The sequence below is a fragment of the Cellulophaga omnivescoria genome, assembly GCF_001999725.1.
Lineage (GTDB): Bacteria > Bacteroidota > Bacteroidia > Flavobacteriales > Flavobacteriaceae > Cellulophaga > Cellulophaga omnivescoria.
The window spans coordinates 111,950-128,116 of sequence record NZ_MDDP01000006.1 but is presented as its reverse complement, the minus strand read 5'-3'; the positions used below and the strand labels follow the sequence as shown (position 1 = coordinate 128,116).

The following is a 16,167-nucleotide window of genomic DNA, read 5'->3' as shown; positions in this document are numbered from 1 at the left end:
CGTAAAAATATGAATTATATGTATTGTTTGTATCACAATGTTAGGATTTTCAGTAATTAAAGTTAAAAAAAAGATAAATTACCAATTTATTAGCCATACACCACTTTATTAGTGAACCAAAACCACAATTTGAAACGTATCTTTGTAAAGAACAAAACATTAGCTATGAAAAATCAATATTGCAAAGTAGGCACAACTACTCCTTTAACTAACGAAGAAAATATGATTTCTTTATTAGAACGCAGATACAACTCTTTTATTGAGATGGCTGCACAAATAGGAAACAGCAACACTAAATTAGCCGAGTTTTTACAGGTTAAAGCAACTAAAACTAGAAAAACTTTAGAAAAACTAGTATAGTTTTTCTAGTTCTACTTGCATTTGTTCTTGTAACTCTAATGCTTTTTCTGCTGCGGCTTTAGCAAAATCTAAATTGCTGCTTGCATATATTATACCCCTAGATGAGTTTATTAGTAAACCTACATTACTACTCATCCCATATTTACAAACATCTGCAAGGTTACCTCCTTGGGCTCCTACTCCTGGCACTAACAAAAAGCTATTTGGTATTATTTGTCTAATTTCAGACAAATACTCTGCTTTTGTTGCTCCTACAACATACATTAAGTTTTCTGCTCCTTTATACGTTTTAGATGTTTCTAAAACTTGCTTATACAACTCTTTACCATCTACAAGTTTTGTTTGGTAATCAAAAGCACCAGCATTAGATGTTAAGGCTAAAAGTATAGTATGCTTGTTTTTAAAGGCTAAAAAAGGCTCTACAGAGTCTTTTCCCATATATGGCGCAATAGTAACAGAATCAAATGCTAAATCCTCAAAAAATGCTTTAGCATACATTGTAGATGTATTACCAATATCCCCGCGTTTAGCATCTGCTATTGTAAATATTTCTGGATAATTGGTGTTTAGGTATTTAATTGTTTTTTCTAAAGCCATCCAACCTTTTATACCATATGCTTCATAAAAAGCGGTATTAGGTTTATAAGCTACACATAAATGGTGGGTAGCGTCTATAATGTCTTTATTAAAGGCAAAAATAGGATCTTCTTCCTTTAATAAATGTTCCGGAATTTTAGTTATGTCTACATCTAAACCTATACATAAAAAAGACTTTTTCTTGTGTATTTGCGCTACTAACTGTTCTGTTGTCATTTGTGTATTATTTTTTGACTTAAGTGTATAAAAAAAGATTTTGCAATTGATTTTTTTTGAATCAGAACTTCTTCATTCATCAATATATCAACTTACAAAATCTCTTCTTTTTTTAGAATTATGTTTTACTAGAAAATTTCAGATGCTTCTTTTAGTTTCTCTGTATTTTCAACAAGTCTTAATTCATCAATAATTTTTTGAATATCACCATTTATAATATTCTGCAAATCGTAAAGAGTTAGCCCAATTCTATGATCCGTAACTCTACCTTGTGGGTAGTTATAGGTTCTAATTTTTGCAGAACGGTCTCCACTACTAACTTGTGAGTTACGTTTAGCAGCATCTTCTTCTTGCTTTTTAGCCAATTCTAAATCATATAATCTAGAACGTAATACTCTAAATGCCTTTTCTTTGTTTTTATGTTGCGATTTTTGATCCTGACACTGTGCAACTAAACCTGTTGGTACGTGAGTTAAACGTACGGCAGAATATGTTGTGTTTACAGACTGCCCACCTGGACCAGATGAACAAAAGAAATCTATACGTACATCTTTAGGATCTATTTGTACATCAAAATCTTCTGCTTCTGGTAATACCATTACTGTTGCCGCACTTGTATGCACTCTTCCTTGAGTTTCGGTTTGTGGTACTCGTTGTACACGGTGTACACCAGCTTCAAACTTTAATGTTCCGTATACTTCATCTCCAGTAACTTCAAACTGAATTTCTTTATAACCGCCACTAGTACCTTCACTTAAATCTATAACGTTAGTTTTCCAACCTTTAGACTCACAATACTTAGTGTACATTCTAAACAAATCACCTGCAAAAATACTAGCTTCATCTCCACCAGTACCTGCTCTAACCTCTACCACAACATTTTTAGAATCTTCTGGGTCTTTTGGTATTAGTAATAGTTTAATTTCTTCTTCTAAAGGTGGTAAACCTGCTTTGGCTTCTTCAAGCTGCATTTTTGCCATCTCTACCATTTCTGCATCACTACCGTCTGCAATAATTTCGTTAGCTTCCTCTATATTGTTGGTGTACTCTAGATAAAGTTCTCTTTTGTCACACAACTTTTTAAGATCTTTGTATTCTCTATTGAGCTCTACATAGCGCTTTTGATCTGATATAATATCTGGCTGGATAATTAAATCCGATACCTCATCAAAACGTTGTTTTACTATATTTAATTTGTCAATCATAATCCGTGCTTCGCTTGGATTGCGAATTTACGATATTTTTAAAGATTTATAAACAACAAAACTGTCATCACAAGAAAAAAGAGCTAATTATTAGTTAACATTAACAAATGTTGCTCCTAAACTAACAATAAAAGAGTCTAAACCGTTATCTCTGTTATACATTGTTCCTCTTACATCTAAAGCTTTTAAACCAAAGCCTAAAATACGTTGTTTTGCAAAAATATCTTTGTAGCGTAACCCTGCGCCATATTGGTGAGCTATAAACTTACTTAAATCATAATCAGATGTGTAGTAATCTAAAGTAGAGACAGCTTCTTCTTTTTTGTAAAAATAATCTGCGGCAGTTTGGTTATAAAATCTGTAGGTTGGGTATACAGTAAAAACTGTATTTAGCTTAATAGGCAGCTCTATACTTGCTGTGTTAGAATTAATTCCCCAATCATCTGCATAATAACGGTAATATGTACGTACCACTAAAGCATCGTTTACATAATAATTTAAACGACCTCCTATTGGAATTTTAACTCTATTGTCTGGTAAAATTTCTACATCATCAGCTAGTTGAAAATCATCAATATAAAAATCATTTACATCTCCAAAATACACACGCTGAAAAGGAGTGCTTAACAATCCGCTTTGCACAATAACATCTGCAAATATTGATCCTTGTACTTTTTTACCCAGTATTTGTGACAAGCCTAAAGAAACAGCATATGTGTTTCTGTTTTTATCTGTAAATGCTGTAAAATTAGGGCTGTATGTTCCGTTACCTGTAACTCTGCTATCAAAAAAACCATCTCTTAATTCTACCGGATATTGCGGTTTCCAAGTATCAAAATATACCTGCCCAGATATAGATAGTTCTGTGTTTTTTTCATTAAATAAATAGGCATAATTTACTCCCAAACCAAGAGAACTATAGTCATACTCATTAGCTGCATACAAACTTGCTCCTATAATATTGTTTCTGTCTTTAGAGCTATGTTCGTAATTGGTTTTAATATGTATTAATTTATCACTTTTTGATGCTCCAGACGATGCGTTAAAAGGACTTGTTCTTTTTGTTATATCACCATCAAAAGGGTTTACATTGCTAGATGAAGCAGAGGTGTACGCAGAAATACCAACATCCACAGTTAGTACATCATCATTATTTAAGGGCATTTTTACAACAATGGTAGATGTAACGTCTGTTAGCTCTTGTGTTCCCTCGCCGCCAGTTACTGCTGCATTTTTACCATCTTGGTCATAATAACTAAAAAGTAAATCTACCTCTGTATCTTCTAGTACACGTTTGGTATAAGTAGCTTCTTCTTGTGCGTAAATAAGAACAGAAAATAACAACGTTAATAGCAGAAAAACCTTTTGCATTATTTTATTTTTAATTGCAGCCACAGCCACCGCCTGTTTTACCACCGTTAGCACCAGAAGCAGACTCTCTATACACCTGAAAATTGGTTTCATAACGTTCTATGTTTTTTGCTGAAAGGGTCATTTCTTCATCATTAAGGTAAACCTTATCATAACCTTTTACGGTAACACAAGATGTAGCGGTTATTATTAAACCAAAAAGAAGTATAAAATTTCTCATAGTCTAAAATTAGTAATTATTTTGAAAGGTAATGCCTTTACTTTTATGTATTTGGTTGTTTTTATCTACAATAATAACCTCTACCCCATTTAGTTGTTCTATAACAGACATACCAGTTTCTACTCCCATTACAAATATTGATGTTGCAAGTGCATCACACAATTCTGCTTTTTTTGCAAAAATGGAAACACTTTTTACGCCTTTAGAAGGCCAACCTGTTCTTGGATCTATAATGTGGGAGTATTTTTCTCCTTTAAAAATGATGTATTTTTCATAATTGCCAGACGTGGCTACCGAAGAATCTACAATTGGTAACCAAGAAAATACTTTTTTTGCATCTAAAGGGTTACTAATACCTACAAGCCATTTTTTGCCACTAACTTGTGTTCCCCATGTGGTTAAATCTCCAGATGCATTTATAATACCACCAACTACACCTTTGCTTACCATTAATTCCTTTACTTTATCTGCCGCAAAACCTTTACCTATGGCTCCAAAGCCAATTTTCATTCCTTTTTTAGGTAAATAAATAGTTTGTTGCTCTTTATCTAAAACAATATTATGGTAACCTACATTTGCAATTGAGTTTGCAACCTGAGTATCTGTAGGCAAATACTCCATATTTATATTAAATTTCCAAACATTATCTAAAGCAGCGTATGTAATATCAAAAGCTCCATCTGTTACTTTAGATATTTGTATGGCACGCTCTACCAATCCAAAAAGTTCTGGAGCAACTTTTACAGGGGCAATACCTGCGTTTTTATTTACTTGTGTAGTTTGGGACTCTGCATCCCATGAAGATATTATTTTTTCTATTCGTTTTACCTCTGCAATACATTCATCTATATAAGCATTTGCTGTTGCTGTTTCTTTAGCAACAATGGTAAAATCAAATCTATTGCCCATTAATTTTACAGTTCTGTGGGCAGTTATGTGTTTTTCTTGTGCAACTGTAAGTAATACAAAAAAACAAAACAGGGGGAATATTATTTTTTTCACTTAACAAAAGTAGTTAAATGCGCTATATATTTTGAAGGAGAAATGTTTTTATATCCCGATTTTTCTAAAATATTTTTATTGCCATCTAACAACACAACCAACGGAAAATATCCTTGCTGATTATACGTATCTGCTAACTCTTTGTTTGCTAAGCTTAAAGCTTTAGAAAGTTTATTTTTCTTTTTTCTAGGAAAGTCTGCTTTGTAAAGAACTAAGCTTTTTTTTGCGTATTCTTTAAATTCTGATGATTGCCAAATCTCGGCATCTAGCTTTATGCAAGGTGCACACCAGTCTGACCCCGAAAAAACCAATAAAACCAATTTATTTTCTTTTTGGGCTTTTTCTACTGCACTGTTAAAACTACTACTCCACTCCTGTGCCGTAATAGTATATGTACAGAAAACAAATAATGCTAAAATTAAATTTTTCATATTATTTTAAGCCTCAAAATACTGGTAACTATTCAAATACACGTAACGTAGAACCTGTTAGGGTTGTTTGGTACACTTTTAATGGTTTTGCCGCTTTACTATCTACTTGGTTTAACGGTTCACCAGTTTGACTAAATCTAGAACCGTGAACATCACAATAAAATATACCTCCATCTACATTTGCAAAACGTACTTGGTCATAATTTTCATGACTACAAATTTGAGTAGCAGCTACAAACTCACCTTCTAAATTTTTAACCACTACAACATCATTCTTTAAAATAAAACCGCCATTTGTTTGCAGATTAGATGCTTCATCTGATTCTAAATCTAAAGTAAAATCTACACCTGTTGGTATTTCTTTCTTATCACCTTCATTACCATCACTATCACTAGAACACCCACCTAAACAAGGAAACGTTAAAGCAAAAGCCGCACCTGCACCTAAGGTTCTTAAAAACTGTTTTCTTTCCATAATTAGTTGTTTTATAAGTACAACGGTTAAAAGGTAAAAATTGTTGTTAGTTAGTACTCAAAAGTTCCATACTCACTAGTAATAGTCAATTTTTTAGTTGCACTAGCCTTTACTTTACCAACTATTTTAGCATCTACACCAAAACTTTTAGAAATAGCAATTAAATCTTCTGCTACAGCTGGGTTTACGTACAATTCCATACGGTGACCGCAGTTAAAAACTTGGTACATTTCTTTCCAATCTGTTTTAGACTGTTCTTGTATTAATTTAAATAAAGGTGGCACAGGAAAAAGGTTGTCTTTTACAATATGTAAATTGTCTACAAAGTGTAAAATTTTTGTTTGTGCTCCTCCACTACAATGCACCATACCATGTATGTCTGTAGCATTATACTTTTCTAATATTTTTTTAATAATAGGTGCATAAGTTCTAGTTGGCGACAATACCAATTTACCGGCATCTATAGGAGAGTTTTCTACAGTATCTGTTAATTTAACAGCGCCAGAATATACCAAATCTTCAGGTACAGCAGCATCAAAACTTTCTGGGTATTTTTCTGCTAAGTATTTAGAAAACACATCGTGTCTTGCAGAGGTAAGTCCGTTACTTCCCATACCACCATTATACTCGGTTTCATAAGTTGCTTGTCCAAAAGACTCAAGACCTACAATAACATCACCATCTTTAATATTGGCATTATCTATAACATCTTTTTTATTAAGTCTTGCTGTTACGGTAGAATCTACAATTATAGTACGTACCAAATCGCCTACATCTGCAGTTTCTCCACCAGTAGAATGTATTACAATTCCGTGATTTTTTAAATCATTTATAAGTTCTTCTGTACCATTAATAATAGCAGACAAAACCTCACCCGGAATTAAGTTTTTATTTCTTCCTATGGTAGAAGACAACATTATATTATCTGTTGCACCAACACATATAAGGTCATCAATATTCATTATTAAAGCATCTTGCGCTATGCCTTTCCAAACAGAAATATCTCCTGTTTCTTTCCAATACATATAGGCTAAAGAAGATTTTGTACCTGCACCATCTGCGTGCATTACCAAGCAGTGCTCTTTATCGCCAGTTAAGTAATCTGGAACAATTTTACAAAATGCTTTAGGAAAAAGACCTTTATCTATATTTTTAATGGCATTATGCACATCTTCTTTAGATGCAGAAACTCCTCTTTGGTTATACCTTTCGCTATTAGATGAACTCATACTTTTTTACTTTGAGGCAAAAATAATGTAATCCATAAAATTAGCAGCAATAAACTTTGGTAGATATCAACAAAGATAGTTTATAACCTAAAAAAGTTAAACAACAACTTGTTTATTAGCTGCTTTTAATTTTTTTTTTAGCTGTTCTGTTTTTTAAAATGCCATTTGCAATTACTGTTATCAAAATAATAAATGCTCCTAAATAAAACATAGGATCCATTTTTTCACTATCTCCAAAAATTATAAATGCTAATAAAATGCCATAAACAGGCTCTAGGTTTGTAGTTAACATTACGGTATACGGACTTAAAAATTTCATTATTTTAACCGATGCAATAAAGGCATATGCAGTACAAAATGATGCTAGTATTAGAATGTAAATCCAATCTGACACTGATAGTTGAAAATTTATTTGCCCTAAATTACCCTGAAAAAGCATATAAATTGATAAAAACACTACACCCGCACCAAGCTCATAAAAAGAAATAATTGAAGGTTTCTGCTCTTTTATAAGCTTACCATTAATTAAAGAAAATATTGTTGCTAAAAATGCTGAAATTAATGCTAGTACAATACCTTCTTTGTATGATGCATCAATATTAAATATTAGTCCTAAACCGCCAATAACTATAAGTCCAAAAATAATCTCATACCAAATAACCTTGCGTTTGTACCAAATTGGTTCTAATATGGCTGCAAAAAATGCTCCAGATGATATGGTTGCTAAGGTTACAGAGACATTAGACACCTTTATAGAGGAAAAAAAAGTTACCCAATGCAAGGCTATTATTACACCAGTACCAAGTAGTAACAATAAAGTTTTGCGACTAACTTTTAATTTGTTCTTACGTACAAATATAAATAGTAGCACAAAAAGAGCTGCAAAAAACATACGATACCATACCAACGGTAAGGCATCTATAGTTATTAACTTACCTAAAACAGCTGTAAAGCCCCAAACAAATACTATAAAATGTAAGTGCAGGTAATTTTTAAATTTATCGCTTAGCATTTTTTAACAAGTATAAGCCAATGATTGCAAATATTGCGTTAGGAACTATGATTGCTATTAAGGGTGACAAACCAGCCTTTTCTGCAAGAATAGCAAAAATTCTATCAAAAAATATGTAAACAAAGGCAATTACAATTCCAAAAGCTAAGTTAACTCCCATACCACCTCTACGTTTTATTGAAGAAACAGATACTGCAATTAGTGTTAATATAAAAGCACTAACTGGCAAAGCCCAACGTTTGTACTTAGCCATTACATAGGTGTTTATATTAGATGCCCCTTTTTTACGCTGATCTTCAATAAACTTATTTAATTCAAAAATATTTTTAGTTTCTGCTACATAACTTACAGGAGTTAAATCATCTATTTTAAAATTTAAAATAGTGTCTAACCTACTCTTTTTTTCAACTACCTCTACCTTACCTTTTATAGTCCTAGAAGTATATCCTGTTAATCTATACAGAGTATCTTTAGGTATCCACCTTATACTAGATGCAGTAAGTTTGTATGCTAATTTATCATCATTATCAAAATGTTCTAATACAAAATTACTACCAAGTTGCCTGTTAGGGTCAAAACTACTAATATATAAAAACTCGTTTTCGTTTAATTGATTATATATGTTAGTTGTCTCCTGAAACTTTTTACCTTTTTTAAGGTATTTAAATATAAACTCATGATAGTCTAAACTGGCTTTGGGAACAATAAACATTGCCATTACAAACATTAGTATTGCAATAATGGTAGCACCCATAAAATAAGGCCTTAAAAACCTACCAAAAGAGACACCAGAACTTAATATTGCTACAATTTCTGTATTTGAGGCGAGTTTAGATGTAAAAAAGATGATAGATAAAAACAAAAATATAGGAAATAACAAACTACCTATATAGATAATAAAGTTCATGTAATACTCTAAAATCTCTAAGGTTGGCGCCTCATTACGCACCATTTTTGCTATTTTTTCTGCCAAATCTAGCATTACACCAATTGGCACAAATAACAATAGCATTACCGCAAAGGTAAGCAGGTAGCGTTTTAATATGTATTTATCTAGTATACTCAACTATTACAATCTTTTATCCATTTGTTTTACCATCATATTTTTCCATTCTATAAAATCTCCGGCAATAATATGCTTTCTAGCTTCACGAGTCAACCATAAATAAAAACCTAAATTATGTATGGTCGCAATTTGTTTACCTAAATATTCATTAGCTGCAAATAAATGACGTAAATAAGCTTTTGTATACTCTGTGTCTACAAATGTAATTCCCATTTCATCAATAGGAGAAAAATCTGCTTCCCACTTTTTATTTTTAATATTAATAGTACCGTGTGCCGTAAATAACATACCGTTACGTGCATTACGTGTTGGCATTACACAGTCAAACATATCTACACCTAAAGCAATATTTTCTAAAATATTAATTGGTGTACCAACACCCATTAAATATCTTGGTTTTTCTTCTGGTAAAATATCGCAAACAACCTCGGTCATTGCGTACATTTCTTCAGCTGGCTCACCTACAGACAAACCACCAATAGCATTACCTTCTGCACCTGCGTTTGCAATGTATTCTGCAGATTGCTTACGTAAGTCTTTATATGTAGACCCCTGTACAATAGGAAAAAATGTTTGTTCGTATCCGTATTTAAAAGGTAGTTTTTCTAAGTGGTTCATACAACGGTCTAACCAACGGTGCGTCATATGCATAGAGCGCTTTGCATAATTATAGTCGCAAGGGTAAGGTGTACACTCGTCAAAAGCCATAATAATATCTGCGCCAATAGTACGCTGAATTTCCATTACGTTTTCTGGAGTAAAAAAGTGGTAAGATCCATCTATATGAGATTTAAACTTTACACCTTCTTCTTTTATTTTTCTATTTGCAGATAAAGAATATACTTGGTAACCACCACTATCTGTTAAAATATTACGATCCCAGCCCATAAATTTATGCAAACCACCGGCTGCTTCAAGTATATCTAGTTTAGGACGCAAATACAAATGGTATGTATTTCCTAAAATAATATCTGGATTTATTTCTTCTTTTAATTCTCTCTGATGAACCCCTTTTACAGACGCAACTGTACCAACTGGCATAAAAATAGGTGTTTCTATAACACCATGATCTGTAACCATTGTAGCGGCACGTGCCTTACTCTGCGGATCCTTTTTTTCTAATGTAAATTTCAAAAACTATAGTATTTATGACCGCAAATATAATCAACTCATCTACAAAAAATTGCTAACAAAAAAATAAAGTTGTGTATTAATAGTAAAGTAGTTAATAAATTATAATAACTACCCTTGTACACGCAAAAGATAGGACTTATTTTTACACGCGAATTAACACAACATATAAAATGCCAAGACTGGAAGAATTACAAGATTTGACCACGCAAGTGAGAAGGGATATTTTAAGAATGGTGCACAAAGTAAACTCTGGCCACCCAGGTGGTTCTTTGGGTTGTGCAGAATTTTTTGTTGCCCTGTACAATGAATTAATGGAACTAAACGAAGGATTTGACATGGATGGTAAAGGCGAAGACCTTTTCTTTTTATCTAACGGTCATATTTCTCCTGTTTATTATAGTGTATTAGCACGTAGCGGATACTTTCCAGTAGACGAGCTTAACACTTTTAGACTAATTAATTCTAGATTACAAGGACACCCAACTACACATGAAGGTTTACCTGGTGTGCGTATAGCATCTGGGTCATTAGGACAAGGAATGTCTGTAGCCATTGGTGCAGCACTTGCAAAAAAGCTAAACAAAGACAGCAACATTGTGTATAGTTTGCACGGTGATGGTGAGTTACAAGAGGGTCAAAATTGGGAAGCTATGATGTATGCTTCTGCCAACAAAGTTGATAATTTAATTTCTACTATAGATTTAAATGGCCAGCAAATTGACGGTTCTACTGACACTGTATTAAATATGGGTAGTGTAAGAGCTAAATTTGAAGCTTTTGGCTGGGATGTTTTAGATGTTGAAGAAGGAAACAACCTTGAAGCAGTAATAGCTGGACTTAAAAAAGCTAAATCTATGACAGGTAACGGAAAACCAATTTGTGTTTTATTACATACTGTAATGGGTAATGGTGTAGATTTTATGATGCACACACACGCTTGGCACGGTAAAGCTCCTAGTGATGAACAACTAGAGACAGCACTAGCACAAAACCCTGAAACTTTAGGAGACTACTAATAAAAATTAAATCTACCTTCTCTAACACTATAGAGAAAAATCATAAAGGATATGAAAAAATACACAGATCAAGGAAAAAACGATACTAGAAGTGGTTTTGGTGCAGGTTTAGCAGAATTAGGAAGATCAAATCCTAACGTTGTTGCATTATGTGCAGATTTAATTGGCTCTCTTAAAATGGATAAATTCATTGAAGAAAATCCAGAGAGATTCTTTCAAATAGGTATTGCAGAAGCTAATATGATGGGGATAGCCGCTGGTTTAACTATTGGTGGTAAAATACCTTTTACTGGTACTTTTGCTAACTTTTCTACGGGAAGAGTTTATGACCAAATACGCCAGTCTATAGCATATTCTGGTAAAAATGTAAAAATTTGTGCTTCGCACGCTGGTGTTACTTTAGGTGAAGATGGTGCAACACACCAAATTTTAGAAGACATAGGATTAATGAAAATGTTACCAGGAATGGTAGTTATTAACCCTTGTGATTACAACCAAACAAAAGCAGCTACTATTGCTATTGCTGATTATGAAGGTCCTGTTTACCTACGTTTTGGAAGACCAAAAGTAGCTAACTTTACTCCAGTAGATCAAAAATTTGAAATAGGTAAAGCACTACATTTAACAGAAGGTACAGATGTTACTATTGTTGCAACTGGCCACTTGGTATGGGAAGCATTAATTGCAGCAGAAAACTTAGAAAGCCAAGGTATATCTGCAGAAGTAATTAACATACATACTATAAAACCATTAGATGCAAATGCTATTATTAACTCTGTTAAAAAAACAGGGTGTATAGTAACTGCAGAGGAGCATAATGTTTTAGGAGGTTTGGGTGAAAGTGTTGCTCGTGTTTTAGCAACTAGCCTACCTACTCCACAAGAGTTTATTGGTACTAACGATACTTTTGGAGAAAGTGGTACTCCTGCACAATTAATGGAAAAATACGGTTTAGACAATAAAGCTATAGAAAAAGCCGTTTTAAAAGTAATAGAACGCAAGTAAGAAAATGGTATCGTTTTTGATACTTAACTTACGTATTAATTAATAACATATTGAGAGTGATTGTTTTTTACAGTCACTCTCTTCTGTTTAAAAAACACTTTTAAAATGAAAAAAACACTTTTAGTAATTACAATGGCTTTGGCAAGTTTAACAACTTTTGCCCAAACTGATGCTGGTTTTGGTATTAAAGGAGGTTTAAACTATGGTGGTAACGGAGATTATTATGACTCTGCAAAAGATGCATATAATGATCCTGATAAAAATGTAGGTTTTCACTTTGGTATTTTTGCACAAACTGATGGTAACTTATATTTAAGACCAGAATTGGTATATACCTCTTTAAAATCTGGTTATGCAGAAGATTTTAAAATGCAAAAACTAGACTTACCTGTTTTAGTTGGCGCAAAAGTAATTGGCCCTTTAAACGTATTTGCTGGTCCTGCTTTTCAGTATATTCTAGATACAGATTATGACGGCATTACTATTGGCGATGTAGAAAACGACTTTACCGTAGGTCTTAATGTAGGCGTAGGTGTTAACTTAGGGAAATTAGGAGTTGACCTTAGGTACGAAAGGGGCTTTAGTGATAATGAAGTTGATATTATTAATGCAGATATTACATCTGTAGAAAAAGATAGAATAGACACTAGACCAGACCAACTTATTTTAAGTTTATCTTTAAAATTATAATTTAAAACATAGTTATTAGGTAATAACAAGAACCAAAAAAAAGCCCTAGAAATTACTTTCTAGGGCTTTTTAAATTTATAAAGCTTGATAATACTATTAATTATCTGGGTCTAAGTAATTTGGAATACCATCTCCGTCTGTATCTGGGTAAGGCAAAATTATATTACCATCCTCATCACTAATTTCATCTCTAGTTAAAATACCATCGTTATCATCATCATCATCTAAAAAGTTAGCCACGGTAGATATTGAAGAAGAACCATCCTCAGATGCTTTATCTGTATTATCATCATACAAATAACCATTACCATTTAAATCTTCTAAGTAAGACGGTATACCATCATTATCATGATCAGATTCATTTACAGCAACTAAGTCAATTTTAAAAATTAATGGACTATATGCAGGTATAGAACCAGTAGCATTATTGTAATAACCCAAAGCAGAAGGAAAAATTATCATACCTACACCATAATCACTTATTTCAAAAGTACCATCAGGATTAACATCATCTTCTGTTAATGCCTTGCCTGCTTTTAAATGTTGTACTGCTTCTGAAAAGCCACGAATTCTACCTGTATATGGTAACCATAAAGGAGTAGATGTAGATGCATCAAAAACAGTATTATCTAATAACAACCCCTCATAACGTATATATGTTGAGTCTGCTGTATTAGCCTGTGCTCCTACTCCTTGTCTTGCTACAAGGTAATAATAAGTATGCTCTACTTCTTTATTGTCAGTTAATCCTATTTCTTCAGAGCGTACAGTTGTTTTAACTGCCGTCATCATATCAATTAACGGTGTTTTATCTGCATTTTCTCCTTCAATTTCTCCTAAAACAATTTTATAGTCAAAATCTGCTGGTGGATTTTGAAAATCTTCATAGTTGTAAAAGTGTGTCTCTAAGTATTTAACTATAGAGTCTTTATCTTGGTCTACTATTTCACTTAATGCTTTTGGAGGCTCTATAGTAAAGCCATTATCATCACTATTGCAAGCCCATACCAAAATGGCTAGTAAAGCAATTAAAAAAACGTTCTTAAATTTCATCTATTCTAATTTATGAGCCGCAAGATACAATTTTCCACTATTTTTGCAGAAGTAGTTAACAAAGAATTTGGAGTTAATATGAGGATAGACAAATATTTATGGTGTACGCGCTATTTTAAAACAAGAAATATTGCTACTGAAGCCTGTAAAAAAGGGCACGTTAAAGTTAATGATAAAGCTGTAAAACCATCTAGAGATGTTTTTCCTATGGACAAAATAACGGTACGTAAAAACCAAATAAATTACCAGTTTACTATTTTAGATGTACCACCCAACAGAGTTGGTGCTAAATTAGTAGATATGTACCGTAAAGATACTACACCAAAAGAAGCTTTTGAGCACTCTGAGCTGCTTAAATATTCTAAGGACTACTATAGAAAAAAAGGCACAGGAAGACCTACAAAAAAAGACCGTAGAGAAATTGATGATTACACAACTACAAATTCTACCGAAGAAGAATAACACTTAAAAAGTGTTTAGTATATTTGACTATATAAAATTACAATACACAATGCAGAACAAAATATTATCTCACAACCAAATTCAGCATAAAATTAAGCGTATTGCTTACCAAATTTATGAGGCTAACGTAGAGGAAACAGAGATTGTAATTGCTGGTATAGAAGGTGGCGGACTAAAATTTGCAAAAAAGCTTAGCTCTGTTTTAGAAACTATTACCACTGCTAAAATTACATTGTGTACTGTAAAAATGAATAAAAAAAACCCTTTAAATAGCGGAGTTACAACTTCTATTTCTAAAGAAGAATACACTAATAAATCTGTTGTTTTAATAGACGATGTATTAAATTCTGGAACAACCTTAATATACGGTGTATTTCATTTTTTAAAAGTACCCTTACGCCAATTAAAAACAGCTGTTTTGGTAAACAGAAACCATAAAAAATATCCAGTAAAAGCAGATTATAAAGGATTATCTTTATCTACATCTTTACAAGAACATATAGAGGTAGAATTTAAAGATAATAATGATGCAGTGTACTTAAACTAACTTTTCTACAATATCATTTACCACTTCAGCGGCTTTCTTTTGCTGTACTAATATAGTATGGTGAGCTTTTGTGTAAAAATAACTACGCTCAAACAAATGTGCTCCTATAAACTCTGGCAATTCGTTTTCTGGTAATCTTGCAATTAAAGGTCTATCTGCCTTTTCTTTTACCAATCTCTTTATAAGTTCTGGTATGGGTACATTTAAATAAAAAACATTACTAGTATTAGTAGTCATAACATTAATATTGTCTCCATAACAAGGTGTTCCGCCCCCTGTAGAGAGTACAAAATCATCATTTGTTGCAAAAATTTCGTTTAAACATAAAATTTCCGCTTTTCTAAAAAATATTTCTCCTTTAGTAGAAAAAATATCAGAAATAGACATCTCATACTTTTTTTCAATGTAAGAATCTAAATCCAAAAAATTGATTTTCAAACGCTTGGCAAGCTCTCTCCCTATTGTAGACTTTCCGCTTCCCATATAACCAACAAGTACTATTTGCATCTATTTTTTTATACAAAGATGGTCTATTTTATACCGAAATAAAAAAAATAAAATAAATTTAATAAAAGTCCTTGTGAAATTAAATAAAGGTCATATATTTGCACCCGCAAACAACAATACGCTGTTTTGCTGGAATAATGACCTGGTAGCTCAGTTGGTAGAGCATCTCCCTTTTAAGGAGAGGGTCCTGGGTTCGAGCCCCAGCCCGGTCACAAAAATAAAAAACCGAAAGTTAAAACTTTCGGTTTTTTTTATGCCTTATTTTAAATATAATTTATTCTTTTTGAAGGTGTTACGCATTAAGTTGTAATTTATCTATTTTTCTATGACAAAAACCCTTGCAGAATAAAATAAAGGTCATATATTTGCACCCGCAAACAGCAGTACGCTATTTTGCTGGAATAATGACCTGGTAGCTCAGTTGGTAGAGCATCTCCCTTTTAAGGAGAGGGTCCTGGGTTCGAGCCCCAGCCCGGTCACAAACAGAAATATTAAAAAAAACCTTGTAGATTAATTCTACAAGGTTTTTTTATTTACAGCCAAATTTTGGATCTACTTTACATTTACGT

General features: G+C 32.7%; 19 protein-coding genes and 2 tRNA genes. 8 read left to right on the top strand and 13 right to left on the bottom strand.

Annotated features, from left to right (window positions below):
* The first annotated feature begins 165 nt into the window (after window positions 1–165).
* Window positions 166–360 (top strand): hypothetical protein, encoded by a 195-nt coding sequence (locus tag BFJ87_RS04210; RefSeq protein WP_077400492.1) that lies wholly within the window; start codon window positions 166–168, stop codon window positions 358–360.
* Here BFJ87_RS04210 and pyrF read toward each other — a convergent pair.
* From pyrF to tgt, 11 genes are all read right to left on the bottom strand, one after another.
* A complete protein-coding gene (pyrF, locus tag BFJ87_RS04205) occupies window positions 352–1,173 on the bottom strand; it encodes an orotidine-5'-phosphate decarboxylase (RefSeq protein WP_077400383.1) in 822 nt (273 codons plus the stop codon). The two genes, BFJ87_RS04210 and pyrF, sit on opposite strands and share 9 nt — an antisense overlap.
* Before the next feature lie 128 nt (window positions 1,174–1,301).
* A complete protein-coding gene (gene prfA, locus BFJ87_RS04200; RefSeq protein WP_077400380.1) occupies window positions 1,302–2,378 on the bottom strand; it encodes a peptide chain release factor 1 in 1,077 nt (358 codons plus the stop codon).
* Between the two features lie 90 nt (window positions 2,379–2,468).
* Complete coding sequence (locus BFJ87_RS04195) at window positions 2,469–3,749, bottom strand: DUF3570 domain-containing protein (protein WP_077400489.1); 1,281 nt, start codon at window positions 3,747–3,749, stop codon at window positions 2,469–2,471.
* Between the two features lie 10 nt (window positions 3,750–3,759).
* A complete protein-coding gene (locus BFJ87_RS04190) occupies window positions 3,760–3,969 on the bottom strand; it encodes a DUF4266 domain-containing protein (RefSeq protein WP_077400377.1) in 210 nt (69 codons plus the stop codon).
* 9 nt (window positions 3,970–3,978) lie between these two features.
* On the bottom strand, window positions 3,979–4,971 hold the full coding sequence (locus tag BFJ87_RS04185) for an FAD:protein FMN transferase (protein WP_171974464.1): 993 nt from the start codon (window positions 4,969–4,971) through the stop codon (window positions 3,979–3,981).
* Window positions 4,968–5,402 (bottom strand): thioredoxin family protein, encoded by a 435-nt coding sequence (locus tag BFJ87_RS04180; protein WP_077400371.1) that lies wholly within the window; start codon window positions 5,400–5,402, stop codon window positions 4,968–4,970. The genes BFJ87_RS04185 and BFJ87_RS04180 overlap by 4 nt, the downstream gene beginning before the upstream one ends.
* A 28-nt stretch (window positions 5,403–5,430) precedes the next feature.
* Window positions 5,431–5,877, bottom strand: coding sequence for a QcrA and Rieske domain-containing protein (locus BFJ87_RS04175; RefSeq protein WP_077400368.1), 447 nt, complete (start codon window positions 5,875–5,877; stop codon window positions 5,431–5,433).
* A gap of 50 nt (window positions 5,878–5,927) precedes the next feature.
* Window positions 5,928–7,106: an AIR synthase related protein gene (locus BFJ87_RS04170; protein ID WP_077400365.1), complete on the bottom strand. Its 1,179-nt coding sequence runs from the start codon at window positions 7,104–7,106 to the stop codon at window positions 5,928–5,930.
* A 115-nt stretch (window positions 7,107–7,221) separates the two neighbouring features.
* A complete protein-coding gene (locus tag BFJ87_RS04165) occupies window positions 7,222–8,118 on the bottom strand; it encodes a DMT family transporter (protein WP_077400362.1) in 897 nt (298 codons plus the stop codon).
* On the bottom strand, window positions 8,105–9,184 hold the full coding sequence (locus BFJ87_RS04160; RefSeq protein ID WP_077400359.1) for an LptF/LptG family permease: 1,080 nt from the start codon (window positions 9,182–9,184) through the stop codon (window positions 8,105–8,107). Before BFJ87_RS04160 ends, BFJ87_RS04165 begins: the two co-directional genes overlap by 14 nt.
* A 3-nt stretch (window positions 9,185–9,187) precedes the next feature.
* Window positions 9,188–10,318 carry a tRNA guanosine(34) transglycosylase Tgt gene (tgt, locus tag BFJ87_RS04155; RefSeq protein ID WP_077400356.1) on the bottom strand — a complete coding sequence of 377 codons (1,131 nt, stop codon included), beginning with the start codon at window positions 10,316–10,318 and terminating at the stop codon, window positions 9,188–9,190.
* A 170-nt stretch (window positions 10,319–10,488) separates the two neighbouring features.
* On the opposite strand from tgt, the gene BFJ87_RS04150 reads away from it, so the two are divergent.
* The 3 genes from BFJ87_RS04150 to BFJ87_RS04140 all read left to right on the top strand — a co-directional run bounded on the left by BFJ87_RS04150 (window position 10,489) and on the right by BFJ87_RS04140 (window position 13,029).
* On the top strand, window positions 10,489–11,334 hold the full coding sequence (locus tag BFJ87_RS04150; RefSeq protein WP_077400353.1) for a transketolase: 846 nt from the start codon (window positions 10,489–10,491) through the stop codon (window positions 11,332–11,334).
* 51 nt (window positions 11,335–11,385) lie between these two features.
* A complete protein-coding gene (locus tag BFJ87_RS04145) occupies window positions 11,386–12,339 on the top strand; it encodes a transketolase family protein (RefSeq protein WP_077400350.1) in 954 nt (317 codons plus the stop codon).
* Window positions 12,340–12,444: 105 nt separating this feature from the next.
* On the top strand, window positions 12,445–13,029 hold the full coding sequence (locus tag BFJ87_RS04140) for a porin family protein (RefSeq protein ID WP_077400347.1): 585 nt from the start codon (window positions 12,445–12,447) through the stop codon (window positions 13,027–13,029).
* A 96-nt stretch (window positions 13,030–13,125) separates the two neighbouring features.
* On the opposite strand, the gene BFJ87_RS04135 is transcribed toward BFJ87_RS04140, so the two are convergent.
* Window positions 13,126–14,082 (bottom strand): FKBP-type peptidyl-prolyl cis-trans isomerase, encoded by a 957-nt coding sequence (locus tag BFJ87_RS04135; RefSeq protein ID WP_077400344.1) that lies wholly within the window; start codon window positions 14,080–14,082, stop codon window positions 13,126–13,128.
* 78 nt (window positions 14,083–14,160) lie between these two features.
* On the opposite strand from BFJ87_RS04135, the gene BFJ87_RS04130 reads away from it, so the two are divergent.
* Window positions 14,161–14,544, top strand: coding sequence for an RNA-binding S4 domain-containing protein (locus BFJ87_RS04130; protein ID WP_077400486.1), 384 nt, complete (start codon window positions 14,161–14,163; stop codon window positions 14,542–14,544).
* Window positions 14,545–14,593: 49 nt separating this feature from the next.
* Window positions 14,594–15,091, top strand: coding sequence for a phosphoribosyltransferase domain-containing protein (locus tag BFJ87_RS04125; protein ID WP_077400341.1), 498 nt, complete (start codon window positions 14,594–14,596; stop codon window positions 15,089–15,091).
* Here the strand turns inward: BFJ87_RS04125 and BFJ87_RS04120 are convergent.
* The gene (locus BFJ87_RS04120) at window positions 15,083–15,598 is read right to left on the bottom strand and encodes a shikimate kinase (RefSeq protein ID WP_077400338.1); all 516 of its coding nucleotides are present in this window, start codon (window positions 15,596–15,598) and stop codon (window positions 15,083–15,085) included. The two genes, BFJ87_RS04125 and BFJ87_RS04120, sit on opposite strands and share 9 nt — an antisense overlap.
* A 139-nt stretch (window positions 15,599–15,737) precedes the next feature.
* On the opposite strand from BFJ87_RS04120, the gene BFJ87_RS04115 reads away from it, so the two are divergent.
* Both BFJ87_RS04115 and BFJ87_RS04110 read left to right on the top strand, forming a co-directional pair.
* Window positions 15,738–15,810 (top strand) — tRNA-Lys (locus tag BFJ87_RS04115).
* A 194-nt stretch (window positions 15,811–16,004) separates the two neighbouring features.
* A tRNA-Lys gene (locus BFJ87_RS04110) sits at window positions 16,005–16,077 on the top strand.
* The last annotated feature ends 90 nt before the right edge of the window (window positions 16,078–16,167 follow it).